The following is a 24,228-nucleotide window of genomic DNA, read 5'->3' as shown; positions in this document are numbered from 1 at the left end:
GCTCCTAGATCGCGCCGCCTGCAGCAGAGGGCGCACTGGAATCATGCCCGGCATCGCCAACGCTCTCACGGGCAACGTAATTCTCGATGTCGAAGAGGTTTTCCGCCCGCTCCGTGATGTTGAGAAGCGTGGTCATGGAGGCAACTTCCTCAACCTGTTCCTTGAGGAACCACAGCATGAACTGCTCGCCCAAGGCGTCGCCCTCAGCACGGGCGGCGCGGAACATCTCCTCAATGTTGCGCGTAACTTCCCTTTCCTGCTCAAGAGCCAAAGCGATCGGTTCCTTGGCGTTGGTGAAGTTGTTGCGGACCGGGGCGATGCCGGGAATCTCAACGGGCACGTTGCGGTCCAGCATGTACTGGACCATCATCATGGCGTGATTGCGCTCCTCGAGGGACTGGCGGTAGAAATGCCGGGCAAGCTGCGGCAAGTCCTGGCCGTCAAAATACACGGCCACTGCAATGTATTGCTGGGAGGCCGCAAATTCATTGGCGACCTGAACGGACAACAGCTCATTGAATGTCTTCTTAGCCATGGGACCGATCCTACAGCCGGGCCAAGACAGCCAGAAGGTCATCTGTTAAGCCAGCAGCAGAGCGAACCAAACACCCGCGGCGGCAGCCCCGACGCTAACGGCCATGGAACCCAATCCGTTGACGAGCGCCAGCCCTAGCCGCCCACTCTGTACCAGCCTGATGGTCTCCAGGCTTGCCGTGCTGAAGGTGGTGTAGCCGCCCAGGAAACCAGTGCCGAGGATGAGTTGAAGGGATTCAGGCGCCTGCCCTTCCATCACCAAGCCGGCCAGGAACCCCAGGAGCAAGGAACCGGAAACATTGATGAGGATGGTGGCCCACGGCATGGCAGTACGTACGCGTGCCCGGATGAGCCCGTCCACCATGAACCTCACAGCCGCGCCCAGTCCCCCCGCGAGGGCCAACAGGAGGACAGTCATTTCGCACGCCTGTGATGCCATGCGGCGAACCAGATTCCGGCCAGGGTTGCAAGCGCCCCACCCAGCAGGCTCACGCCCAGATAACCCAGGGCAGCAGTCGTGTGACCGGCAGTGCACAGGTGCACAGCATCCAATGCAAGCGTGCTGTACGTGGTGTAAGCACCCAGGAAGCCCGTACCCAAGGCTAGGCGCAACACCCGGCGAGGCCCGACGTCGGGCCCCCTCCTGGCCAACCCCTCCAGCAAAGCGCCGAGTGCCAGGGCGCCGGAAAGGTTGATCAGAAGGGTGGGTAACGGCCAGGACCCTGGCGCAGGAATCAACAGTCCGAGGCCGTAGCGGGCGAGCGCCCCCAAGACGCCGCCTGCTGCCACAATTCCGATGAACCCCCAGTGAAGATGGACGGGACGCCTGATCTCAGTCGTCATCATCCACCGGTACGCGTGGCTCCACGGGCACAACCAGCACAGGACGATCCTGGCGGTGGAAGAGCTGCCGGGCAATGGAGCCCGCCGTCAGCTCTTTGATGGCCGAACCGAGCTTGCGGTCCCTTGAGCCCACCACAATCATGGACGCCCCGATATCTTCGGCCTCGCGTGCCAACGCCCGTGCCGGCTCCCCTGCCAGGGAAACGATGGACCAGGTCAGATCAGCCTCAGCCAACTGGGTGGCGATTGCTGCCCGCACGGATTCCGGAGCGTTCTCGGCGTCATCGTCCACGCCGTCGGGATCGATCGGGGCAGACGGCCCACCCGTGGTGCCGTCCACGGGATAGACGGTCACATCGACGAACGCGCACACCAGCGGGAGCCCGGCGCTGAGCGCCACCTCGGCGGCACGCTCGACGACGACGGGCCGCTGCCCGGGCATGACGCCTACCAGGACGGGGCCGACGAGGCCTTTGGGTACGGAGGTCCCGGTCATCGTGCAGGCCTCCCGTCAGACTTTCTTCACAACGCTGGACTTGAGCTGCATGGGGCCGAATCCGTCCACCTTGCAGTCAATATCGTGGTCTCCCACGCCGTCGACGAGCCGGATGTTCCGCACTTTGGTGCCGACCTTGATGGCCGTAGCGCTGCCCTTCACCTTGAGGTCCCTAACCACCGTGACGGTGTCTCCGTCACTCAGGATGTTGCCCACCGCGTCTTTGATGACGTGGGCCTGCCCGTCGGTCTCGGCTGCGGGTGACCATTCGTGGGCGCATTCAGGGCAAACCAGCAGCGCGCCCATCTGGTAGGTGTATTCACTGGAGCATTCGGGGCACGGAGGCAGAGAGTCGTTCACAGGGTAATTCTAAAGGGGGATCCACCGCAGCCCGGCTGTTCCAAGCACAGCCAGACAGCGCACCCAGGGACCACGACATTACGAAAGACGCTGCAGAATCTGTTGCCCCATGTCAGATCGACACATAGGCTCAATAATGTGAGTGGCGGGGACGGTGATCCGACAAGCGGTACCGACCAGCGACCCGTGAAGGAAAAACAAGCATGGCTACAGGCACAGTAAAATGGTTCAACGCTGAAAAGGGCTTCGGATTTATTGCCCCGGACGACGGTGGCCCGGATGTATTCGCCCACTATTCCGCAATTGCCTCCAGCGGATACCGTTCCTTGGACGAGAACCAGAAGGTCCAGTTCGACATCACCCAAGGCCCTAAGGGACCTCAGGCGGAGAACATCCAACCCCTCTAAACTCCCACAAGAAACCGGCCAGGCATGTTACGTGCCTGGCCGGTTTTGTTGGACCGCTTCCTCGCGGGGCAACTCCGGAAGAAACTGATGCCATCACGGAAGCGGTGGGAAGTGTGCCTGTGAGCTACACCTGGTATGGCGTGCAGATGCGCAGCATCGAATGCCTCCACTTTCACCGTGGGCGGAAAACTCAGGGCCCGCTCCACCATCACTGACCCACAGGCGTACACGAGAATCGCCGTCAATCTATACCTCTATGAATCACTGGACAGCGACTTCAGCCGGCAAATCACCGTCGATGCTGACGGGTTCGTCATCGACTACCCCGGCCTGTACTCACGCAATCCACCATCTGGCTAGTCCCAATACCCGCCGTGATTCCAGCAAGCTCCGATAGTGTGGGTCCATGCCTATCGAGATCCCTGCCGCAGAAGGCACCGCAGAGGCATTGGTGGCCCGGCCGTCCACCGTAACCGGCCCTGTTCCCGGCGTGATCTTCTACATGGACGCCTTCGGCCTGCGCCCCCGAATCCAGGAGATGGCGCAGCGCATCTCCGACTGGGGATACGTGGTGCTAGCGCCGAACGTTTTCTACCGCGAAGGATCAGTCGCTGAGCTCGCCACAGTCGGGGACATGTCAACCCAGGAAGGCAGGGAGGCGGCAGGCAAGGCTGCCTTCCCCCGGGTGGCCCGCCTGACGCCGGACAAGGCAATGCCGGACATCGAGGCATGGCTGTCCGCACTGGCCGGGCTCGACGGCGTGGCTCTCGGACCCGTGGGGACAACCGGTTACTGCATGGGTGCCCGGCTGGCTGTGCGCACCGCCAACTCCCACCCGGACGTGGTGGCAGCCTGCGGCGGCTTCCACGGCGGCGGGCTGGCCACGGACCAGCCTGATAGCCCGCACCTCGGGCTGAGCAAGGCACGATCCCGTTTCGTATTCGGTCACGCGGACCATGACCGGAGCATGGCACCGGATGCCGTAGCCAGGTTGGGCGCCGCCCTTAAGGCCGCGGGGCTCCAGGCGTCGAACGAAATATATGCAGGGGCGCCACACGGCTACACCATGGCGGATACCTCCGCCTTCCACCCCGAAGCCACCGAGCGGCACTTCCAGGAGCTGCAGGCTTTGCTCGACAGCACATTGAAGGGCTGAACACCCCGGACCGCCGCCGCGGCCGGCGAAGCTTGGAGGCTGGAGGGCCTCTTCTGTGGAGCTAAGGGGATTTGAACCCCTGGCCTCTTCGATGCGAACGAAGCGCTCTACCAACTGAGCTATAGCCCCTGGGCACGGCGTCTACGGCCGGGCCAGTGTCCCTAGGCTACAAAGTTTCCGGGCGCTTTTCCAACCACGACACGAACGTTTCAGTGCCATACCTTTGCTCGGGCATGAGGTTGAGCCCTGCACGTAGGTAGGCGCCCATGGCACCCGGCACTGGGACGTCCAGAACCTTTCCTCGCGCACCAGTAATGGCTTTCCATGACTCCACCATGTCCTTCATCGCCAGGACCTCCGGCCCACCAATAGTCCTGACACGATGCCGCTCCGGCGAAGGCGCTTCGAGTGCAACTTCGAGCAAGGCAACTGCGACTTCCCTGGGTGAAATCGTTTGGAAGCGCACACCCTTGAATGTCGGAATCAACCGCACCTTTGCGCCTGCAGCAAAGATCATTTCCACCAAGCTGTGGAATTGTGTCGCCCTGATAACAACCGTTTCCAGTTCGGCCCTCGCATAAACCCGTTCCTTGTCCGCCTTGGAAACATAGAAGGAATACGTGCTCTGGTCACAATTGATAATCGACAAGGCCACAGCCTTGCGCACCCCTGCGTGGTGAGCGGCTTCCAGAAGACGCGCGCCGCCGTCGGCGAATTCCTTTTGGGCTTTCCCGAACCGGCCCTCAAGGCAATCAATAACGACGTCGGCTCCCGCCAGCGCAGCTGCCAAACCTTCGCCCGTGGTGACGTCGCCAGCAAAGTAGGTGGCGCCGTCGTGATGCTTCTCCGAACCGGGAGGCGGCATATGGCGGCTCAGGGCGGATACTGTGTGGCCGGCGTCGAGCGCCTGGCGAACAACTTCATGGCCTACCTGGCCGGTGCCACCTGCAACACAGAGCGTGGTCATGCGAGGCTAGGCGCGGCGACGCTGCAGGACATCATCCAGGTTGCTCAGGGCACTCTGGCCCTTGGATGCGGTACGCACCTGCGCAGCTGCTGCGGCCTCCGCCTGCTCAACGCTTTGCTTTAGCACCGGCTTGCCCACAGGCTTGGGAGCTTCAGGAAGATCCAAGGGCTCCGGAGCGGGGCGCGGCGCCTTGGCGGCACCAACATAGGTGGGCTTGGGAACCTCAACCGGTTCCCAGCTGGCATCTTCGGAACCTGCCGCCGCTTCAGCAGACTTGTCACCAACGGACTTGTCGCCAGCAGCCAGGGCAACAGCCAAGGCAGCCTGGCGTAGTTCCACGGCCGAAAGGCGTGCGGCTTCGAGCTTTCCAGCCTCAGCATCGAAAACCGGAGTTTCCTTGGCTTCGACAGGCGGTTCCTTTGGCAGGTACCGTGCAGGGGTTTTGATAGGCACCACTGGTGCAGCCCGACGCGCGCGCCGTTCCCGGAGATCCCGGAGGGCGAGTCGACGCAAAGTCACCACGGCAAGTACCGAACCCACGAACGACACCAACGGCAGCCAGACGGTACCGGTGCCGAACAGCCGCAGCACACCCGAAACAATGGCAGTCAGCAATAAGGCAAGGCCGGCCAAGGCCAAGGTGAGCCGGGCATAACGGATCGTAAAGGGAGTGGCGGGCGGCTTCCTGGTAGACGACTCAGCCATGCTGGATTCCTGGGGCGACGCCGGTGCTTTGCTGTGCATGGTCTCCATCGGTTTCTCCTGCCGGGGTGCCAAAGTCAGTACCACCCCTGCCTGCGTTTCGTCTGGTTCGTCGTCAAATGCCTCTGCTGAAACAGCGGCTGCCTGGACCTGCTGCCGTCTGTTCCGAAGAACGTAAGGAGCGACCCATACCATCCAAAGCGCGACAGTGACCACGAGTATCACTGAGCTGCTGAGAGGGAAGTCCACATTCAAAACCGTAGAAGCAAATCATCAGGGGCGGCGGCATTGCGGTCGGTGTGTCGTCGGCGAGTCCGCAAATGAATGGAGATACGGCTCAAAAGGGCCTATGAGGTGCCTGTTCTTCCTCTGAGCCACCCGTCAAGGAGTCCCAGCGGAACTTCCTCCGACGTAAGCGCGAAAGAGCGATGATCCGCCCACTCGCCATTGATGTGCAGGTATCTCTGCCGGTAGCCCTCGTCCCGGAATCCGAGCTTTTCCACCACCCTGAGACTGGGCGCGTTCTCAGGCCGGATATTGATTTCCATCCTGTGCAGGCCAAGGGTCCGGAAGCAGTGGTCCGTAGCCATCGCAACTGCAGTGGGAGCAATACCGTGCCCGGCGCGTTCCTTATCAACCCAGTAGCCGAGGGTGGCCATCATTGCCGAACCCCACACGATGGATGAGACCGTCAACTGGCCCACAATTTGAGGATCACGGAAACCCTCGGTCCGCTCTGTGATGAGGAAGGGCAAGGCCGTGGACTGCCGGGCTTGAGCATTCAGGGATGCCACCATTTGGCGGTAACTGGGCAGGCGCCCACCCGGCGCAGGATTGGACGCCTCCCAAGGCGCAAGCCATTCACTGTTCCGCGAACGGACTTCAGACCACTCCCGCTTGTCGCGGTAACGGATTGGCCGGAGCACCAAGGCTCCGCTTTCCAGCGTTACCGGCCAGATCGCAGAGCCGTACACCGGTGTTATTTGGGAAGACCGGCGGTGAAGCTGGGCAGCCACTCGCGGAGCTCGGGCCCCAGGTCATCGCGTTCGCATGCCAACTCGATGCAGGCCTTCAAATAGCTCAGCTTGTCACCGGTGTCATAGCGGCGTCCACGGAAGACAACGCCATAAACGCCGTAGCCTTCACCTTCCCCGGCAGCCAGAACCTCAAGGGCATCCGTCAGCTGGATCTCTCCGCCGCGTCCGGGAGCAGTGTTCTCCAGAACGTCAAACACTGCCGGGTGGAGAACGTAACGGCCGATCACCGCGAGGTTTGATGGAGCTTCTTCGGGGGACGGCTTTTCCACCAGCTGCTTGATGCGGACGTAGCCGTCCTCATCGTTTTCCTCGACGTCGGCGCAACCGTAGGCGCTGATCTTGGACGGCTCAACTTCAATGAGGGCAACAACGGAACCGCCCGTCTTCTGCTGGACAGCGATCATTTCGCTGAGCAGGTCCTCGCGGGGATCAATCAGGTCATCGCCCAGCAAGACGGCGAAGGGCTCGTGCCCGACGTGCTGCTTTGCACGAAGGACCGCGTGGCCGAGGCCGTTGGGGTCGCCCTGGCGGACGTAGTGGATGTCGCCCAGGTTGGTGGCGGACTGGATGGCTTCAAGCTTGGCCGTATCGCCCTTCTCTGCCAGCGTTGCTTCCAACGCCGGCACACGGTCAAAGTGATCTTCCAGGGCGCGCTTGCTGCGCCCGGTGATCATCAGGACGTCGTGCAGGCCAACCTTCACCGCTTCTTCGACGACGTACTGGATGGCTGGCTTGTCAACCACGGGCAGCATTTCCTTCGGCATCGCCTTTGTGGCGGGGAGGAACCTGGTACCAAGACCCGCTGCGGGGATGACGGCCTTACGGACAGCATTGTTATCGAGAGTCACCGGACTAATGTAACGGAAGGAATACATCAACGGGTAAACCCTCGCCGTGGCAAGACGCAGAAAGAACCCTTGAAATTGAGCGGATTTGCTGCTTTACGTAGACCACGGCAGCCCTCGGGAATCTCATGATCGGACAAAAATGGCATCGAAGGAAGACATCCGCAGCAGCCGACGCCTATACAGGCGCAGCCTCTCCAAGGAGCAACTAGCCCAAGCCGGCGAATCGATTGCGCGGCACGGCTTGGCATGGGCCCGGAAAATTTCGGCCGGATCACCCAGGACCTTCGCCATCTACGTGGGTGTCTCCCACGAACCCCCAACCATGCCCCTGATCGCAGGGCTCCACGACGCCGGTCACCAGGTCCTGCTTCCGGTTTGCGAGGCCGGCCGCCAGTTGAGCTGGGTGTACTGGACGCCGGAGACAGCATTCGTCCGATCCGACTACGCACCCATCGACGAACCCGAAGGTGAGCGTTTGGACAGTGCTGTGGTGAGCGCCGTTGCGGGCATCTTCATGCCGGCCACCGCCGTGGACCGGGATGGCAACCGCATCGGACAAGGCGGCGGCTACTACGACCGTCTCCTCCAACACCTGGACAATTCCGGTGGGCGGCCGCCCACCATTGCGGTGGTGTACGACGACGATGTGTTGCCTTCAGGAGCTATCCCCGCCGAGCCCTTTGACCGCCCGGTGCCGGATGCTCTGACGCCCTCGGGAATCATCACCCTTGGCGGCGGGAGTGACCTGGATTGACGCATACGTAAAGTCCCGCACTTACATCGACTTGGCAGATAGCGAATGAGCCGGCTGGGGATGATAGAATTGGCACTCAGGCCCTGGGACTGCTAATGCGGAGATTCTCCGCCACGGCTCCACAGGACCTGAACTTTGTCCTGAAGGAGGAACTCAGTGCCCACATATGCATACGCCTGCAAAGACTGTGACCATGCCTTTGACATCGTCCAGTCCTTCTCTGACAGCTCCCTGACGGAGTGCCCTGAATGCAAGGGCGCGCTTCGCAAGAAGTTCAACAGCGTCGGCGTTGTCTTCAAGGGCTCGGGCTTCTACCGCACGGATTCGCGCGATGCCAAGGGCAGCACCGTCTCCGCTGCGCCCTCCTCCCCGGCCGCGCCGGCCCCCGCTGCCACCCCTGCACCCGCAGCCGCCGCCGCAGCCAGCTAGCCAGCACTTTTCCACATAGGGCACCCGGCCGCTGTTGGGCGGCCGAGCCCGGTGGCTAACGTGGCGTCATGCCACTAAAGTCAACCACTTCGCTACTCCCCCGCCGCGAACATGCCAGTCCGCCCATCAGGGGCCTTGGTCGCTCCCGGAACAAGCCATCAACCAGGGCTGGCCAATTCCTCCCTCGGAACCAGAGGCCACATCGCCAAGTGAGGCTGGGCTCCAGGCAGAGCCACAAATTCTGGGCCGCCCGGAATCGTCGGCTGACAGTTGCACTGCTGCTCTGCCTGGCCACGGGCATTACTGTCCAACAGCTGACCCCTGTCTCTGAGCAGCGCGTCAGCATTCTCGTGGCTGCCCATGACCTCGCAGCAGGCACAAGCCTCACCAAGACAGACTTCACCAATGTTGGCGTGCCGCCCGACCTCGCGATTTCCGGAGCCCTGGAGGATCACGTTTCACTGGTGGGCCGCCAGCTTGCCTCGCCCTTGACCAAAGGGCAGATCCCCACTGAATCCAACCTTCTAGGGCCGGGACTTCTCACCGGTGCACCTGTCGGCTCAGCTGCGGTCCCCCTTCGCATGGCCGACCCTTCATCCATCCAGCTTCTGTCCCCGGGACAGCTGGTGAATATAGTACTTACCGCCGCCGGTTCATACGACGAATCCCGGCAAACCGAAGTCCTGGCCGCGTCCGTCCCTGTTCTATGGACATCTGCCCAAGGAGGTAAACCCGGCCAATGGCTCGGAACCAGCGACACCGACGGCTTGATGGTGGTAGCTGCAGATCGCCCACAAGCAGAAAAGCTTGCCGGCGCATCAACGCAAGGCAAGCTTTTCTTTGTTTTGGTCAATCCCTAGGTTTTGTTCAATCCCAGGGTTTGGTCAATCCATGGTGCAGGTTTGAATTCCATGACGCAATCAGCCCCAATGCGGGGGCTTTTGCTCCTTCAACCACTGCTCATGGTCATAGTTGTCTTCGTCGCCCCAACGCCGGGGATCGTCTTCAGCTGCCTTGGTAGGCAAGATTCCACCCGAGGCTTGCTTCGCCGCTGGCGTCTTTGTCTCTGCCTGCTCTTGTGCGTTTTCGGCGCCCCCAGCTGTGGCCTGTTCCTCAGAGCCGCTGTCGTTGCCGGTTCCCTGTTCATTCACTGGTGCTTCAGTCCCATCCTCTGGATCACTGCGGGTTGGATTGCCGGCTTCAGCGTCGCTTGGTTCGCTATCCGATCCCCTGCGCCTGTCCACATCCGCCTGCCCGGGCTGCTGTGGTTCCAGCGATGCCTGGGCACCTCCTGGGCCTTGCCGATGCGAAGCCCGGGTTGCGGAGGAACTGCTGTACGAGGACCTGCTTTGCGAGGAACTGCTGTACGAGGACCCGGTGTACGAGGAACTCCCAAAGGAGGAGCTGGCATACGAGGAACCTGCATTGTCCAGATTCAATTGTTCAACATCCATGTCCAGGAAGCCATGCTCCGATGGCGTCACGGCCTGGGGAACATGGTTCTCAAGTCCCAAATAGGAGCCGATTCGATCTGCGCAGGACGAGGGATCCGTGAACACTTCAATGGTCCACAGGGACATGTACCGCCAGCCCATGCGTTCCAGAAGCTGGGGCCTCAGACGGCTACGTTCGCGGACACTCATGCGCCGGTAACGTTCCGTGCCATCCGACTCGATTGCAACGGGCGTGGGAATCTCGGCGCCTTCCCGTCCAATCGTGTGGACGGGATCGGCAGCGGCGGCAATGTCCAGCACACCGTCATAGAGGTGCCACACGCGCGCACCCCTGGCCCGCAACCTCTCGCCGAGATCGGCAACCAGAGGGTCCTCGCCCAATGCCTGTTCGCTGGCAACGGCGCGCGAGGCAGGAGTTCCAAGGTTGCTGTTCCCGGACAGTTCCCGGTCCAGCAGTTCGTAAAAGTCCACGGCCCCATGTGCCAGGCGATCCAGATCCAGATCTTCCGGGCGGAAGCAGCTTAGGACGTGCATGGAACGGCGTGCGCGGGTCATTGCCAAGGCAAAGCGGTTTCGTCCGCCCTCGGTGGACAGGGGTCCGAACGAGTGCAAGGCGCGGCCATGTGGAGTCCGGCCGTAGCCCAGGGAGAAAATGACATGGTCACGCACGAGGCCTTGGGCTCGCTCGAGGTCCACTACGCGGAAGGACTCGGGGCCAGCTCCGAAGAAGGCGGACAACAAGGGGTGGTTGGGCAATTGAAGCCTGATAGCCTCGCCAATCCGCGCAGCATGGCGCAGGCTGGCCGTGACCACAGCCAAGGAAGTCCGGGGCCGAAGCCTGGCATGCTCGAAGACAAGATCTACCACTCGGTTGACCTCCGCCGTAACGGATTCAACGCCCTCATGGTCGGCGCCTGGGAGTCCGGTTCCATCGGGGATGTACTCCACCAGGATCGAACGATCCAGGCCCGTCACCGAACTGCCATCGGGCAAACGCCGGAGGCCGCCGTCGTAGTAGTTCTTGCTCAACTGCAGGATCAGGTCCTCATCGACGGCCCGGTAGACCCAGTTCAGCTGCCAGGTGGGCAGGACGCGTGCCAGGGCCTTGAACGCACTGTCCACGGTCTCATGGCTTGCCACTCCCGCCACCGGAGGTTCCACGGCCACGCTGAAGGTGCGGGCATTGGCGATCTTCGCGTCACCGAAGGCTATGACCTGCCGGGCTCGCGCAATCGCCGGAAGGACCGCCTGAAGCGACGTCGATTCAGCATCGATGATGATCACGGCGTCAAACTTCTGCTCCGCGGGAAGAACTCCCGTCAACAGGTAGGGGCTCACGGACCACACCGGGACAAGCATGGGTACGAGGTCAGGAGCCTGGGCACTCAGAGCCGGGAGCGTAACCCGGCCATCCTTGAGCAGGGCTCGAAGCAACTCGGCCTGCCGGGGGTGCTCCACTATCCCCTCGCCCCACTTCCGGGCCAACTGCCACCGCAAACGTGCAGCACCACTGGCAATGTGCGCTTGGTCCGCAAGGCGGTACTCAGCTTCAAGGCGGCGGAGGGAGTCGCCGTCGGACATGGCGAGGTAGTCGTCACCACTGATCATTGCTTCCAAAGCAGACTGCCACCAGGCGAGGTCCAGCTCGGCTGCCACGGAAGCGGCCGGCACTTCACGGGCAGCAAGGTCAGCGAGCAGCTCGCCAAGTCCGTGCTCGCGCATCTCCTCAATCAGGAGCGTGCGCTCGGGGAGCGTTTCAAGCGTGGCTGTGTCCGCTACGAGCCGTTCGAGCCGCTCCATCAGTTCCAGGTATGGCGTCTGGTGCAGCGAACCACCGGCAGAGGTGTGCTTGAGTGCCTCACCCAGTCGGCGAAGCTCGCCATCGAGTTCGCGGTACAAGGACCCGAGGTCGGCGAGCCCGGACGGCACGGCCGGGTGGCGTTGCGTGGTGGCATAGCCTGCCCACAGTGCACGCTGCTCCTGGACGAGGACCAGGGAGCTGTGCAGGTCCGCAATGTGAACACCAGGCCGCACATACTCTTTTGCCACCCGCCGCAGCCTCGAACGCTGCATGGAGGGCATCTCCAGGTTTCGCTCCCGCCGCCACGCAGAGCTTGCAGTTGCAGAGATGAGGTCATGCACCGGGCGATCGAAAATATCCGGAGTGAACTTGTCCAGGCTCTCGCGCACGGCAATCAACAATTCAAGCTGCGCGCCCCACTCGGTGAAAGTGTCCGCCAAACGGATCTCGGCATGATCCGAAACCTGCTTCATACGATCGCGCAGTACGGGAAGTTTCTCCACGGCGATGCGGGCAAGCTGTTGGGCCTCTTCTGTCTCCTTGCGGGTTACGAGGCGGGCACCGTACCAGGGGCTGGACGTGGAAGAGCGGCTAAAGCTACCCAGCTCGGCAGCGCGACGCAAGCGGCCAGCGAGTTCTTCACGGTCCTTGATGTTGTCCAGCACACTGCGCTTGAGGCGCACTGTGGTGGACGGCGCAGGGTGGATGGACGTCAATTCGGCCAATGATTGCATCGCCTGGTACGGCGAGCAGCCCCAACGTTCGCGGACGTTGTGGAGCGAGGCAACATGGTCCATCAGGGCATGCCGGTGTCCGATCAGCGTCTGATGGAGGTTCCCAAGCTGCGGTTCCAGTGCCTTTTCGTTGCGCATGATGGCACGGACCAACTGGCCCTTTAGCTGCTGGGGTGTGGTGCCGTTGCCTGGACGGAACAACATCGAATCGAGGCCCAGCGACTCCAGGTGCGCAGATAGTCCCGCAAGGCTGGACTGCCGGTCCCCCACTACGAGGACGGATTTGCCTTCGCTGACCAAGGCGCCAATCGCATTGATTGCTGTCTGGGTCTGGCCGCTGCCTGGTGGGGTGCTGACAACAAGCGAATCTCCTGCGCGGACAGCGTCCACAACATACTGCTGGTCCGTGTCGGCATCTAGCAAAAGCAGTTCGTCTGCCGGGTCGCGTTCATCGAGGCTGGCGAATCGCCCCGCTTTGATGGGTTCAGGCTCGATGTCGCCACCATTGGCAACAGCTGCCAAGGCTGCCACGGTGGGGTTGTTCATGTTGATCCACGGATCGTCCAGGTTTCCTGAAAGATCAGCCAAAGTGGTTACGAGCAAGTTGAATTCAACTTCGGCGCCGTGAATGGGCTGAACCAGGGTAGCCAGGCGATCCAGGACCGGCTGGGGGTCCAGCCTGGCGGTGTTGTAGGCCATGCGGGCTACTGCATTGACGTCGAAGACGATTCCGTGGACGGTCTTCAGGTGACGCACCAAAGCCGGGTTCATGCGTGCTTGCTCGGTGAGCTGCAACTCGAAATCGTCCTCGCCCGGGCGAACGGTCAGGACAATGGAGGTCAGCATGACAGGAGCCGAAACCCGCTGGGGTTTCCCACCTACGGCTGAAGTCCACACCACCGTGCCCGCGGAGAGGTACCCGGCCTCGATACCGCGATCATTGCTGAGCTCAAAAATTTTGGACCGGATGTTGCGCGCGGCCCGTGCCGCCACCAGATATTGCTGCCGGTCGCGGATCAGCGTGGACAACCGCGTTCTACGCCCCGCCAGCAGCTGCGCGAGGCCCGAGGGATGTGCGTTGCTGAGATCGATGGCGCCTTCGGGCGTCTTCACGAAACGCAGCATCGTGTCCGCCCCTGTAACGGGCTTAAGTCCGGACAGCCATTTCCGGAGCTCTTCGGAGCCCTCTTCCTGGCCTTGACCTAATGACACAACTGCTGCCTTCTTTTCTGTACTAGCTTTAGACGCCTTGGACCATACCGGCATACTTTCGAGGGTAGCGGGAATACTCCTTCAGCCCGCTCCGCAACACTGTGGCAATGCGAAATTCGCCGTCATTTCACAGCTGAAAGAACAGTGGCCGGCCTCCCAAGGGAGGCCGGCCACTCAGAATGCTATTCCCACTCGATGGTTCCCGGCGGCTTGCTGGTGACGTCCAGCACCACGCGGTTAACTCCATCCACTTCGTTGGTAATGCGGTTGGAGATGCGGGCCAGGAGGTCGTACGGCAAACGCGACCAGTCAGCCGTCATTGCGTCTTCGGACGATACCGGACGGAGAACGATCGGGTGGCCGTAGGTGCGGCCATCGCCTTGGACGCCGACGCTGCGGACATCAGCCAACAGAACCACCGGCATCTGCCATACGTCGTTGTCCAAGCCGGCAGCAGTCAACTCGGCACGGGCAATGGCGTCAGCCTTGCGAAGCAGGTCAAGGCGTTCCTTGGTGACTTCACCGACAATGCGGATACCGAGGCCAGGGCCGGGGAATGGCTGGCGGCCAACGATTTCCTGGGGCAGGCCAAGCTGGGCTCCGACCGCGCGGACTTCGTCCTTAAACAGGGCGCGCAGCGGCTCGACGAGTTCGAACTGCAGATCTTCGGGAAGCCCACCCACGTTGTGGTGGCTCTTGATGTTCGCAGCGCCCTCGCCGCCGCCGGACTCGACGACGTCGGGGTACAGCGTGCCCTGGACCAGGAACTTGATCTTCTCACCCTCGGCAGCTGCCTGGGCGATGATGGCCCGCTCAGCTTCCTCGAAGGCGCGGATGAATTCCCGGCCAATGATCTTGCGCTTGGTCTCGGGATCGCTGACTCCGGCCAGCGCAGACTGGAAGCGCTCTTGCTCGTTGGCAACGTACAGATTGACACCCGTAGCAGCGACGAAGTCGCGTTCAACCTGTTCCGCTTCACCTTCGCGAAGAAGGCCGTGATCCACGAAGACACAAGTCAGCTGGTCGCCAACGGCTCGCTGTACCAGGGCTGCGGCAACCGCCGAATCCACACCGCCGGAAAGACCGCAGATGACCTTGGAATCGCCGATCTGTTGGCGGATACGTTCCACCTGCTCTTCGAGGATGTTGCCCGTGGTCCAGTTGGGCTTGAGGCCTGCGCCCTTGAACAGGAAGTTCTCCAGGACGTGCTGGCCATGCACGGAGTGCTTGACCTCGGGGTGCCACTGCACACCGTAGAGGCGCTTTTCCTCGTTGGCGAAGGCGGCTACCGGCGCACCGGCTGTGGTGGCCAGCACTTCGAAGCCCTCGGGTGCTTCATGGACGGAGTCGCCGTGGCTCATCCAGGTGTTCTGTGAAGACGGCACGCCATCAAGGATGGAGCGGGCATCGCCAACTACCAGTGCTTCGGTGGCACCGTACTCCCGGAGGCCCGTCTGGGCCACCTTTCCGCCCAGGGCGTTGGCCATGGCCTGGAAGCCGTAGCAGATACCAAAAACGGGCACCCCGGCTTCAAAAAGGTCCGCTCCAACGCGCGGAGCACCTTCTGCGTAGACGCTGGAAGGTCCGCCGGAAAGGATGATGGCTGCCGGGTTCTTGGCCAGAAGCTGCTCGGTGGTGAAGGTATGCGGAACGATTTCCGAATACACATTCGCTTCACGGACGCGGCGGGCAATCAGCTGCGCGTACTGGGCACCGTAGTCAACAACCAGCACCGGCTTCTGGGAAGTCTGGGGTGCGGTGGGAGTAGTCACCAACCAAGACTACTTTGCCGGACCGCCCCGGTGCACGTTGGCGGGGGCCCGAACAGGTCAATTACGGGCCAGCCGTTAGGCATCTCACATCCTGATGCCTAACAGGCGGCCTTCGCCGCGGCTAGTAGCGCTTTGAGGCCTGCGGGTTCGCTGCCAGCTCCGCTTCAACCTGGGCGTGGAACTTCTTCTCCACGATGAAGGACATCAACGGAACCACACCACCCAATGCCAGCAAGACCAGCTTGGAGAACGGCCAGCGCATGAGCGACCACAACCGGAAGTTGGACACCAGATACACCACGTACATCCAGCCGTGAACTATCAAGACGGTGGTGGAGATATTGAAGCCACCGATCACGCCCTTGGGCTCAGACTCGGCGAATCCGAAGCCGAAGGGCTGACCCGTAACAGCGTCCGTCCCACCGGCGAAAAGTGAAACGCCGAAACCGTAGCGCGCAATCAGCTCGGCGCAGAGCAGCAGGAGCATGGCACCGGTCAGGTAGGCCATGACCTTGTAGAACTTCAGCGCCGAACGGATTTGGGCTTCCGTTCCGCCAAACCTGCGCTTCTCCGGCTTGGGTCCGGACTGCTCGGGCTGGATGGCCGGCTTGGGCTCAATCATTGCTGCACCTTTTGTTCTGGCCCAGGTTGCTGGGGTTCAGGGCTGGTCGGTTCGTTGGGGTGGTCTCTGTCATCGTCGAATGGCTCGTCGAATCCGTCGTCAAATCCGTCGTCAGGTGAGTCGAACTCGTCGTCTTCGAGGTCGCGACGGTAGTCGTCTGCCACCATCCGCCACCAGATGTACAGTGCGAATCCTGCGAAGACCACCCACTCAACGGAATAGAAGAGGTTCAGCCAGTTGATTTGTTGTTCCGGCGGCTGCGCTGGAATATTGAGAGGCTTTGCCGCGTCATTGGCGGCGACGGGAACACCACCAGCTACTTCGGATGTTGCGGCAATGAAGCCCTGGTAGCTGGAGACGTCCCAGATGTTGATAAGTTCGGCAACGGCCACCGCGGACGCCCGGCCTGGACCGGCGTCGACGTTTGGCACCGGCGCTTCAGAGGGCAGCAGGCGGCCGGTCAGCGTGATGGTGCCCGACGGCGGCGGACCGGCTTGGGCGGCATCGGCCACCCAGGCCCGGGCTACTGGAATCCAGGTGTTGGGCGAGGCTGCGACACCGCTCAGTTTGGGAGCATTGTCCACCGCGAAGGCCGAGACAATCCAGAATCCCTTCTGGCCGTTGTACAGGCGGCCCTCAACCAGGACCTGCTTGGCAGGATCGTAGGACCCTGTGGCGGTAACCATCTGGTCCGAAACAGAACCAGGAAAAAACTGCCCCGGCTGCAGGACGTCCACCAGCGGCTTGACCTCTTCAATGCTGGACGAAACGGGAGCTTCGTGCTGGGTGGACCGGCTGAGCTGCCACTGGCTGAGCAGCACAAACACCGCGGACAAGAGAAGCGCAAAGACGAGTCCTGCGATCCAGCGGGGTTTCAGCGCGGTTTTCAACACCCCTTAACCGTACTTCGTCCGGCTGTAGAACAACGAAACGAACAGTAGGAACCTAAGCCCAGGAACTGGTCCTTGGGCGCCAATCTCAGTGGTCGAAGAACACCAGGCTGGAGTTGATGAGTTCGGAAATGACCTCGGTATCGTGCGCCCGGCGCAGGGACTCCCGGAATGACTCTTTGGAGAGCGAACGGGCCAAAGTGGCCAGGACTTCCAAATGGTCCGAGAAAGAACTGGCTGGCGTGGCAATGAGCAGGATCAGCGTGGCTGGGCCATCGGTGGCACCAAAATCCAGGGCGTGGCCGAACTTGGTGACGCCCACGGCGATGGAAATCCGGTCCACGAACTCACTCCGCGCATGCGGCAGTCCTATGCCGCCGGGAAGCCCCGTAGCCAGCTGGTGTTCCCTGGAATGAACTTGCTCCAGGAAGCCCTGGAGGTTGGAGATCCGGCCAGCCGCATGAAGCCGCTCGGCAAGTTGAGCCGCAGCGTCGATTTTGTCCTCGGCAACGAGTTCCAAGATGACGGTGTCCGGCGTAGTCAGTTCCGCGTCATACCGGTCAAGTGGTTCAGCCAAGTCGTGTTCCCTCCAGTGTGGCCTCCCGGCCGCAGGTCCTGTGTTGCTCAGCGAAGGGGAACGATGTCATCGACTCCCATGCGCGCGGCGTCAGCTGATTCGTCATCGGGTTGTTGCTGGCTCAACCGCTCAGCTTCCACCCGTGCCAGATAGTGCTTGATTTCGCTTTCCCGCTGCGTTTCGCTCCAGCCAAGGATTTCTCCCATCAGCTTAGCCACTACGGGCACTGCTGACACACCCCGGTCCCACGCTTCGATCGAGATCCGGGTGCGGCGCGTCAAAACGTCGTGAACATGACGGGCGCCCTCATGGGTGGTGGCGTAGACCACCTCCGCGGCAAGATAATCGTCAGCCCCGGGAAGCGGCTCCCCGAGCCCGGGCTGCGCAGCGATGAGATCAAGCACTTCAGAGGCCATGGACCCGTAGCGGTTGAGCAGGTGTTCCACGCGCGCAACGTGGACGCCGGCTTCTTGCGCGGAGCGGGCGCGGCGGTTCCAGGCGGCTTTGAACCCCTCGGCACCGAGCAATGGGATCGTTTCGGTACAGCTGGAGGGAACGCGTTCATCCATCGCCCGGGTGGCCTCATCAACGGCATCCTTGGCCATGACGCGGTAGGTGGTGAACTTACCGCCGGCCACCACAACCAGGCCTGGCACCGGATGAGCCACCACATGTTCACGGGAGAGTTTGGCGGTGGAGTCGTTTTCGCCTGCCAGAAGCGGGCGGAGTCCTGCGTAAACGCCTTCTACGTCCTCACGGGTCAGGGGCCGCTTCAGGACCTTGTTGACGTGCTCCAGGACGTAATCAATATCCTTGCTGGACGCGGCGGGGTGGGCCTTATCCAGTTTCCAGTCCGTGTCCGTAGTCCCGATGATCCAGTGGCGGCCCCAGGGGATCACGAAGAGCACCGACTTCTCCGTGCGCAGGATCAGCCCAACGGTGGATTGGAACCTGTCCCGCGGTACCACGAGGTGGATGCCCTTGGATGCCCTGACTTTGAGCTGTCCCCGGTCCGTAACCATGGCCTGGGTTTCGTCCGTCCAGACTCCCGTGGCATTGACTACCTGCTTGGCACGCACTTCAAAGACGCTGCCGTCTTCCTGGTTTTCCAGCTTGGCGCCCACCACGCGTTCGCCTTCCCGGAGGAAGTCCACCACACGCACCCTGTTCACAGCATGGGCACCATAATGGGCTGCGGTCCGCACAACGTTGACCACCAAACGGGCGTCGTCCACTTGGGCATCGTAGTAGCGGATGGAACCAACGAAGGCATCGTCCTTGAGGCTGGGGGCGGCCCTGAGGGTGCCACGCCGGAAGAGGTGCTTGTGCATGGGGACCCCGCGGCTGTGCCCGGAAGTGAGGCCCAATGTGTCGTAAAGCATGATGCCCGCGCCCACATAGGGGCGCTCCCAGAACCTACGGGTCAACGGGTAGAGGAAAGGGACAGGACGTACAAGATGGGGTGCGATCTGCTGGATCAGCAACCCGCGTTCCTGCAGAGCCTCCTGGACCAGTCCGAAATCAAGCATTTCAAGGTACCGGAGGCCGCCGTGGATGAGCTTGGACGAGCGCGACGATGTACCCGAGGCCCAGTCCCGCGCCTCGACGATGCCGACTGTAAGGCCGCGGGTCACCGCATCCAGGGCTGCTCCAGCCCCCACCACGCCTCCGCCGACAATCAGGATGTCCAGCTGTTTGCCGGCTTCGGCTGTGGCTTTCAGGACTTCAATGGATGCGGCACGGGATTCCGGGCTTAATGCTCCCGGAGAATTCACCTGCGGACCGCCTGCGACATTGCTCATCGGACCCCTCCTCAAACGCAACAGCTGGTAGTCCCCTACCCTACTTGTTGCCAGGTCCGATTGGCAGAAGTCCTAGTTGCCCGAGTATGGGGATACTACGACGTCCACGCGCTGGAACTCCTTGAGGTCGGAGTACCCTGTGGTCGCCATGGACCGGCGCAGTGCGCCAATGAGGTTGGAGGTGCCGTCAGTGTGGTGCCCGGGCCCGAAGAGGACTTCCTCCAGGGGACCAACTGTACCGACGTTGACGCGGTCGCCACGGGGTGATTCGAGGTGGTGGGCTTCCGGACCCCAGTGCCAGCCGCGGCCCGGAGCTTCTTCGGCGCGTGCCAGGGCGCTGCCCAGCATAACTGCGTCCGCGCCCATCGCGATGGCCTTGACGATGTCTCCCGAGCTGCCCATGCCGCCGTCGGCAATGACATGGACATAACGCCCACCGGACTCATCCATGTAGTCGCGGCGGGCCGCAGTGACGTCTGAAATGGCCGATGCCATGGGCGAATGAATGCCCAGCGCACGGCGCGTGGTGGTGGTAGCACCTCCGCCGAAACCAACCAGGACGCCTGCGGCACCCGTGCGCATGAGGTGCAGGGCCGGTGTGTAACCAGCCGCTCCACCAACGATCACAGGGACATCGAGTTCGTAGATGAACTGCTTAAGGTTCAGCGGCTCGTGATTCCTGGACACGTGCTCCGCGGAGACTGTGGTTCCACGAATGACGAAGATATCGACGCCGGCGGCCACCACGGTCTTGTAGTGTTCCTGGGTGCGCTGCGGGGTCAAGGAGCCGGCAACGGTGACGCCTGCGGCGCGGATCTCGGCCAGGCGGGAGCTGATGAGCTCTGGCTGGATGGGCGCCTGGTACAGATCCTGCATCCGGCGCGTGACGGCCGGGCTGCTGGTTTCGTTGGCCAGTCCGGCGATTTCGTCGAGCACCTTCTGTGGGTTTTCGTACCGGGTCCAGAGGCCTTCAAGGTCCAGGACGCCAAGACCACCCAAACGGCCCAAGGCAATGGCCGTGTCCGGGGACATCACAGAGTCCATGGGGGCAGCAATCACCGGCATATCGAACTTATAGGCGTCGATCTGCCAGGAGACAGAGACGTCCTTCGGGTCACGCGTCCGACGATTCGGAACGATCGCGATGTCATCCAGGGAGTAGGCACGACGCCCACGCTTGCCACGGCCAATCTCAATCTCATAAGTCACTGCTCGAGTTTATCCCACCAAAACCAAGCCACCGTTTTGTTCCGACCTGCTCTTACGGGGTGTTCTGGCTGGTCTCCTCCACGGTGAGCTGGGATTCGAACATCCGGAAGTAGCGGCCCCTCAAGGCCACAAGCTCCTTGTGGGTCCCCTGTTCGGCAATACGCCCATCCTCGAGCATGTACACAACATCTGCCTTTTCGATGGTGGCAAGCCGGTGGCTGATGGCAATGATGGTGCTGTTCCGGTCCGCGAAAAGCCGGGTGAAGATCCGATGCTCAGCCAAAGCATCAATGGCCGACGTCGGTTCGTCCATGACCATGAAGGAGGCATCCCGGTAGAAGTTCCGGGCCATGGCGAGTCGCTGCCATTGCCCGCCGGAGAGGCCACTCCCCTTGCGCCCGCGGGGATCCTCCATCCAATTGCTCACATGGTTTTCCAGGCCATTGGGCAGCTTGTTGATGAACTCCATGGCCTCGGCGTCTGATGCTGACCTTCGGATGCGTTGCTCGTCCCGGGGTTGATCGACATCGCCCAGGTAGATGTTCTCCGCCGCAGTGGCGAATTCATACTTCAGGAACTCCTGGCTCAGGACCGCGAGGTGCCGGTGCCAACTGGTGACGTCGATACCGGTGAGATCGACGCCGTCGAGCAGTACTTGGCCTGAATCCGGCCGGTACAGACCGGCCAGGATCCGGATCAGCGTGGATTTTCCTGCGCCATTCTCGCCAACTATGGCAATGTGCTGGCCTGCCCTGATGGTCAGCGATATGCCCTTGATAACCTCAATGTCACTCCCCGTGTAGCTGAACCGGATGTCCCGCATTTCCACTACGGAAGGCGACTTTGCCAACGGAGGCTCGTGGCCGCTGGGCACGGGAAGCGCCATGAACAGCTCGTAGTCTTTGAGGTTGGCCAGGTCTTCGTCGATGGAACTCAATGACGAGACCAGGTTGTTGGCGGTGGACAGAGCCCGGCTGACGATCTGTTGGATGTAAAGGAACTGCCCTACCGGCTGCGCCCTGGCGATGATTTGTCCCACCACCCAAATCAAGGACACAACTTCGGCCCCATACTGCAGGGCGTCCGCCGCGAGTTGCTTGGGAATGTAACGTTTCTGGAAGTCCAGCCGCCTGCGCTCGTCAGCGTCCCGAAGCCGGGACCGCAGGTCCATCAAATAGCCCACGATTCCGTAGAGCCGCATCTCGGCAATGTGCTGGGGCCGCAGGAGGTTCGTCTCAATCATTCGCCGTTGCCGCCGGGAATCCACCTGGGTATTCCAATGGGCTATTTGCTCTCTTGAGAGTTTGAACTGAAGGTAGACGCTCGGGACGATGGCGATAAGGACGATGACGGCGATCCACCAACTGACCAACAACAGCGCACCGACTGCCAGGATGACTGAAACCAACTGCGTAAAGATGGCCGCGATCCTGTCCAGGACCCGAGCATAGGAATCGGAGAACCGCTTGGCGCGATCGTAGAGGTCCACCGTTTCTTTGTCGTCATAACGCCAGAACTCCAAGGCAAGGAAGCGCTCATACATCATGTCGCCGACGATCGCGCCCACTTTGAAGCTCATCAGCTGCTGGATGTACCGGTCCACGCTGCTGAAGGCGCCCCAGAACAGTCCCAGCGCCGCAGTAATGATGACGTACAGAATTGCCCGTGGACCGGCGTCGGGATCTCCCGCGTAACCGGCGGCCAGCGCCGTGGTGGTCAACGCGGCAAAGTAGGTGGTTACCAGCGGCAGCGTGGCCGAAATCAGGGAGCCAGCCACTTTCATGATGACTGCAACCGGTGAAGCCTTGAAACTCACCTTCAGGACCTGCCCGACGGCGCGTGCGTACGGCCGGAGGGCCAGCTTGCGGGGCGCTTTGCCGGGTTGGACTGGGTTCAGCCGGACTGACTCCGGGTGCCGCGGTTGTGCGGGCTTTTCGGACATGTCCCCAGCCTATTCCTACCCACAGACATTTCCGGTGCGGCCCTTAAACAGCTGTTCCCCGCGGACAAGTCCACGGGGAACAGTAGTGGTCAGCGGGAACCGTAGTTGGGTGCCTCCACCGTCATCTGGATATCGTGCGGGTGCGATTCCTTCAGGCCGGCAGGCGTGATCCGGACGAACTTGCCGCGTGCCTTGAGCTCGGGAATCGTGGGAGCGCCGGTGTAGAACATGGTCTGGCGGAGGCCGCCCACCAACTGGTACGCCACGGATGCCAGCGGACCACGGAACGCGACGCGGCCTTCGATGCCTTCCGGGATGAGCTTGTCATCACCGGAGACGTCGGCCTGGAAATAGCGGTCCTTGGAGTAGGACGTGTTCTTTCCACGCGACTGCATGGCGCCCAGGGAGCCCATGCCGCGGTAGCTCTTGAACTGCTTGCCGTTGACGAAGATGAGCTCGCCGGGAGACTCTTCACAACCAGCCAGCAACGAGCCGAGCATGACGGTGTCGGCACCGGCCACCAGTGCCTTGCCGATGTCACCGGAGTACTGGAGGCCGCCGTCGGCAATCAGCGGCACGCCCGCCGGAATGGCAGCCTTCGCGGATTCGTAGATGGCCGTGATCTGGGGAACGCCGACACCGGCTACGACACGGGTGGTGCAGATGGAGCCTGGGCCCACACCGACCTTGATGCCATCGGCACCGGCGTCAATCAGGGCCTGGGCACCTTCACGCGTAGCAGCCTGGCCACCAATGATGTCCACGTGGGCAGCAATCGGGTCCGACTTCAGGCGCCGGATCATGTCCAGCACGCCCTGGGAGTGACCGTTGGCGGTGTCTACAAAAAGTGCGTCCACCCCGGCGTCGATGAGCTTCATGGCGCGCTCCCAACCGTCGCCGAAGAAGCCGATGGCAGCACCTACACGCAGTCGGCCCTCATCGTCCTTGGTGGCCAGCGGGTACTGCTCTGCCTTGGTGAAGTCCTTGGTGGTGATGAGGCCCTTGAGGCGGCCCTGCTCGTCAACGAGAGGGAGCTTCTCGATCTTGTTGGTGGCCAGCTTGTGCGAGGCTTCCTCGCGGCTGATGCCCACATGGCCGGTGATGAGCGGCATCTTGGTCATGGCATCGCTGACGCTTCGCAGCGGGAATTCAGATTCCGGAATGAACCGGGTGTCGCGGTTGGTGACGATGCCCAGAAGCCGCCCGTCAGTGTCCACAACGGGAAGGCCGGAAACGCGGTAACGGGAGCAGAGCTCGTCCAGTTCCTGCAGCGTGGCCTGCGGGCCAATGGTCAGCGGGTTGGTGATCATGCCGGATTCGCTGCGCTTGACGCGGTCCACATGCTCAGCCTGGTCATCGATGGAAAGGTTTCGGTGCACTACGCCCAGGCCACCCTGGCGGGCCATGGCGATTGCCATGCGGGACTCCGTGACGGTGTCCATGGCAGCGGACAGCAACGGCGTCTGCACCGTGATTCGCTTGGAAATGCGTGAGGACGTGTCTGCATCAGAGGGGATGACATCGGTGTGTCCGGGGAGGAGCAGGACGTCGTCGTACGTCAGGCCTACAAAGCCAAAGGGATCGTGTTCGGGCTGGGTCATGAGTGCGGCCTCTTACCTGGGTTCTGGGGGCTATAACTGGTAGGGGTTGCAACTGATGACCAGCCCGTCATTACGGGAC

General features: G+C 61.9%; 24 protein-coding genes and 1 tRNA gene. 6 read left to right on the top strand and 19 right to left on the bottom strand.

What is annotated here, in order from left to right; genetic code table 11:
- Positions 1–4: 4 nt before the first annotated feature.
- Genes ACFX4T_RS03375 through ACFX4T_RS03355 form a run of 5 tightly spaced genes read right to left on the bottom strand, consistent with a single transcriptional unit; the run spans position 5 to position 2,233 of the window.
- Positions 5–535, bottom strand: a complete 531-nt coding sequence (locus ACFX4T_RS03375) for a ferritin (RefSeq protein WP_223946507.1) — start codon at positions 533–535, stop codon at positions 5–7.
- A 45-nt stretch (positions 536–580) separates the two neighbouring features.
- Positions 581–952, bottom strand: coding sequence for a fluoride efflux transporter CrcB (crcB, locus tag ACFX4T_RS03370; RefSeq protein ID WP_377650775.1), 372 nt, complete (start codon positions 950–952; stop codon positions 581–583).
- A complete protein-coding gene (locus tag ACFX4T_RS03365) occupies positions 949–1,377 on the bottom strand; it encodes a fluoride efflux transporter FluC (protein ID WP_377650774.1) in 429 nt (142 codons plus the stop codon). The genes crcB and ACFX4T_RS03365 overlap by 4 nt, the downstream gene beginning before the upstream one ends.
- Positions 1,367–1,873 carry a universal stress protein gene (locus ACFX4T_RS03360; RefSeq protein WP_377650773.1) on the bottom strand — a complete coding sequence of 169 codons (507 nt, stop codon included), beginning with the start codon at positions 1,871–1,873 and terminating at the stop codon, positions 1,367–1,369. The genes ACFX4T_RS03365 and ACFX4T_RS03360 overlap by 11 nt, the downstream gene beginning before the upstream one ends.
- A 15-nt stretch (positions 1,874–1,888) precedes the next feature.
- On the bottom strand, positions 1,889–2,233 hold the full coding sequence (locus tag ACFX4T_RS03355) for a zinc ribbon domain-containing protein YjdM (protein WP_377650772.1): 345 nt from the start codon (positions 2,231–2,233) through the stop codon (positions 1,889–1,891).
- 203 nt (positions 2,234–2,436) lie between these two features.
- Here ACFX4T_RS03355 and ACFX4T_RS03350 point away from each other — a divergent pair, with 203 nt between their 5' ends.
- The 3 genes from ACFX4T_RS03350 to ACFX4T_RS03340 all read left to right on the top strand — a co-directional run bounded on the left by ACFX4T_RS03350 (position 2,437) and on the right by ACFX4T_RS03340 (position 3,796).
- Positions 2,437–2,640: a cold-shock protein gene (locus ACFX4T_RS03350; protein WP_216925157.1), complete on the top strand. Its 204-nt coding sequence runs from the start codon at positions 2,437–2,439 to the stop codon at positions 2,638–2,640.
- 177 nt (positions 2,641–2,817) lie between these two features.
- Complete coding sequence (locus ACFX4T_RS03345) at positions 2,818–3,000, top strand: putative glycolipid-binding domain-containing protein (RefSeq protein WP_377650771.1); 183 nt, start codon at positions 2,818–2,820, stop codon at positions 2,998–3,000.
- A 46-nt stretch (positions 3,001–3,046) separates the two neighbouring features.
- Positions 3,047–3,796 carry a dienelactone hydrolase family protein gene (locus ACFX4T_RS03340; RefSeq protein WP_377650770.1) on the top strand — a complete coding sequence of 250 codons (750 nt, stop codon included), beginning with the start codon at positions 3,047–3,049 and terminating at the stop codon, positions 3,794–3,796.
- 56 nt (positions 3,797–3,852) lie between these two features.
- On the opposite strand, the gene ACFX4T_RS03335 is transcribed toward ACFX4T_RS03340, so the two are convergent.
- The 5 genes from ACFX4T_RS03335 to galU form a co-directional block, all read right to left on the bottom strand.
- Positions 3,853–3,925, bottom strand: a tRNA-Ala gene (locus tag ACFX4T_RS03335).
- A 37-nt stretch (positions 3,926–3,962) separates the two neighbouring features.
- Positions 3,963–4,763: an SDR family oxidoreductase gene (locus ACFX4T_RS03330; protein ID WP_377650769.1), complete on the bottom strand. Its 801-nt coding sequence runs from the start codon at positions 4,761–4,763 to the stop codon at positions 3,963–3,965.
- A 6-nt stretch (positions 4,764–4,769) separates the two neighbouring features.
- On the bottom strand, positions 4,770–5,681 hold the full coding sequence (locus tag ACFX4T_RS03325) for a hypothetical protein (protein WP_377650817.1): 912 nt from the start codon (positions 5,679–5,681) through the stop codon (positions 4,770–4,772).
- A 131-nt stretch (positions 5,682–5,812) separates the two neighbouring features.
- The gene (locus tag ACFX4T_RS03320; RefSeq protein WP_377650768.1) at positions 5,813–6,439 is read right to left on the bottom strand and encodes a GNAT family N-acetyltransferase; all 627 of its coding nucleotides are present in this window, start codon (positions 6,437–6,439) and stop codon (positions 5,813–5,815) included.
- A gap of 5 nt (positions 6,440–6,444) precedes the next feature.
- A complete protein-coding gene (gene galU / locus ACFX4T_RS03315) occupies positions 6,445–7,377 on the bottom strand; it encodes a UTP--glucose-1-phosphate uridylyltransferase GalU (RefSeq protein WP_377650767.1) in 933 nt (310 codons plus the stop codon).
- 112 nt (positions 7,378–7,489) lie between these two features.
- On the opposite strand from galU, the gene ACFX4T_RS03310 reads away from it, so the two are divergent.
- The 3 genes from ACFX4T_RS03310 to ACFX4T_RS03300 all read left to right on the top strand — a co-directional run bounded on the left by ACFX4T_RS03310 (position 7,490) and on the right by ACFX4T_RS03300 (position 9,393).
- The gene (locus ACFX4T_RS03310) at positions 7,490–8,104 is read left to right on the top strand and encodes a 5-formyltetrahydrofolate cyclo-ligase (protein WP_223946513.1); all 615 of its coding nucleotides are present in this window, start codon (positions 7,490–7,492) and stop codon (positions 8,102–8,104) included.
- 156 nt (positions 8,105–8,260) lie between these two features.
- Positions 8,261–8,533, top strand: a complete 273-nt coding sequence (locus ACFX4T_RS03305) for an FmdB family zinc ribbon protein (protein WP_377650766.1) — start codon at positions 8,261–8,263, stop codon at positions 8,531–8,533.
- Positions 8,534–8,742: 209 nt separating this feature from the next.
- The gene (locus ACFX4T_RS03300) at positions 8,743–9,393 is read left to right on the top strand and encodes an RcpC/CpaB family pilus assembly protein (protein WP_377650765.1); all 651 of its coding nucleotides are present in this window, start codon (positions 8,743–8,745) and stop codon (positions 9,391–9,393) included.
- Positions 9,394–9,453: 60 nt separating this feature from the next.
- On the opposite strand, the gene ACFX4T_RS03295 is transcribed toward ACFX4T_RS03300, so the two are convergent.
- From ACFX4T_RS03295 to guaB, 9 genes are all read right to left on the bottom strand, one after another.
- Complete coding sequence (locus ACFX4T_RS03295) at positions 9,454–13,788, bottom strand: AAA family ATPase (RefSeq protein WP_377650764.1); 4,335 nt, start codon at positions 13,786–13,788, stop codon at positions 9,454–9,456.
- Positions 13,789–13,916: 128 nt separating this feature from the next.
- On the bottom strand, positions 13,917–15,506 hold the full coding sequence (guaA, locus tag ACFX4T_RS03290; RefSeq protein WP_223946515.1) for a glutamine-hydrolyzing GMP synthase: 1,590 nt from the start codon (positions 15,504–15,506) through the stop codon (positions 13,917–13,919).
- A gap of 121 nt (positions 15,507–15,627) precedes the next feature.
- Positions 15,628–16,128, bottom strand: coding sequence for a DUF3817 domain-containing protein (locus ACFX4T_RS03285; RefSeq protein WP_377650763.1), 501 nt, complete (start codon positions 16,126–16,128; stop codon positions 15,628–15,630).
- Complete coding sequence (locus ACFX4T_RS03280; RefSeq protein WP_377650762.1) at positions 16,125–17,021, bottom strand: SURF1 family protein; 897 nt, start codon at positions 17,019–17,021, stop codon at positions 16,125–16,127. The genes ACFX4T_RS03285 and ACFX4T_RS03280 overlap by 4 nt, the downstream gene beginning before the upstream one ends.
- A gap of 85 nt (positions 17,022–17,106) precedes the next feature.
- A complete protein-coding gene (locus ACFX4T_RS03275; RefSeq protein ID WP_216925144.1) occupies positions 17,107–17,595 on the bottom strand; it encodes a PTS sugar transporter subunit IIA in 489 nt (162 codons plus the stop codon).
- 47 nt (positions 17,596–17,642) lie between these two features.
- Entirely contained in the window at positions 17,643–19,397 is a 1,755-nt protein-coding gene (locus tag ACFX4T_RS03270) for a glycerol-3-phosphate dehydrogenase/oxidase (RefSeq protein WP_216925143.1), read from the bottom strand.
- Positions 19,398–19,469: 72 nt separating this feature from the next.
- The gene (locus tag ACFX4T_RS03265) at positions 19,470–20,606 is read right to left on the bottom strand and encodes a GuaB3 family IMP dehydrogenase-related protein (protein ID WP_216925142.1); all 1,137 of its coding nucleotides are present in this window, start codon (positions 20,604–20,606) and stop codon (positions 19,470–19,472) included.
- Between the two features lie 52 nt (positions 20,607–20,658).
- Positions 20,659–22,548 (bottom strand): ABC transporter ATP-binding protein, encoded by a 1,890-nt coding sequence (locus tag ACFX4T_RS03260; RefSeq protein ID WP_377650761.1) that lies wholly within the window; start codon positions 22,546–22,548, stop codon positions 20,659–20,661.
- Positions 22,549–22,637: 89 nt separating this feature from the next.
- Positions 22,638–24,149, bottom strand: a complete 1,512-nt coding sequence (guaB, locus tag ACFX4T_RS03255) for an IMP dehydrogenase (RefSeq protein WP_216925140.1) — start codon at positions 24,147–24,149, stop codon at positions 22,638–22,640.
- Between the last annotated feature and the right edge of the window lie 79 nt (positions 24,150–24,228).

Source organism: Paenarthrobacter sp. YIM B13468 (assembly GCF_042788025.1).
GTDB classification, from domain to species: Bacteria; Actinomycetota; Actinomycetes; order Actinomycetales; family Micrococcaceae; genus Arthrobacter; species Arthrobacter aromaticivorans.
The sequence above is the reverse complement of the archived record's forward strand: the minus strand, read 5'-3'. Positions and strand labels throughout refer to the sequence as shown.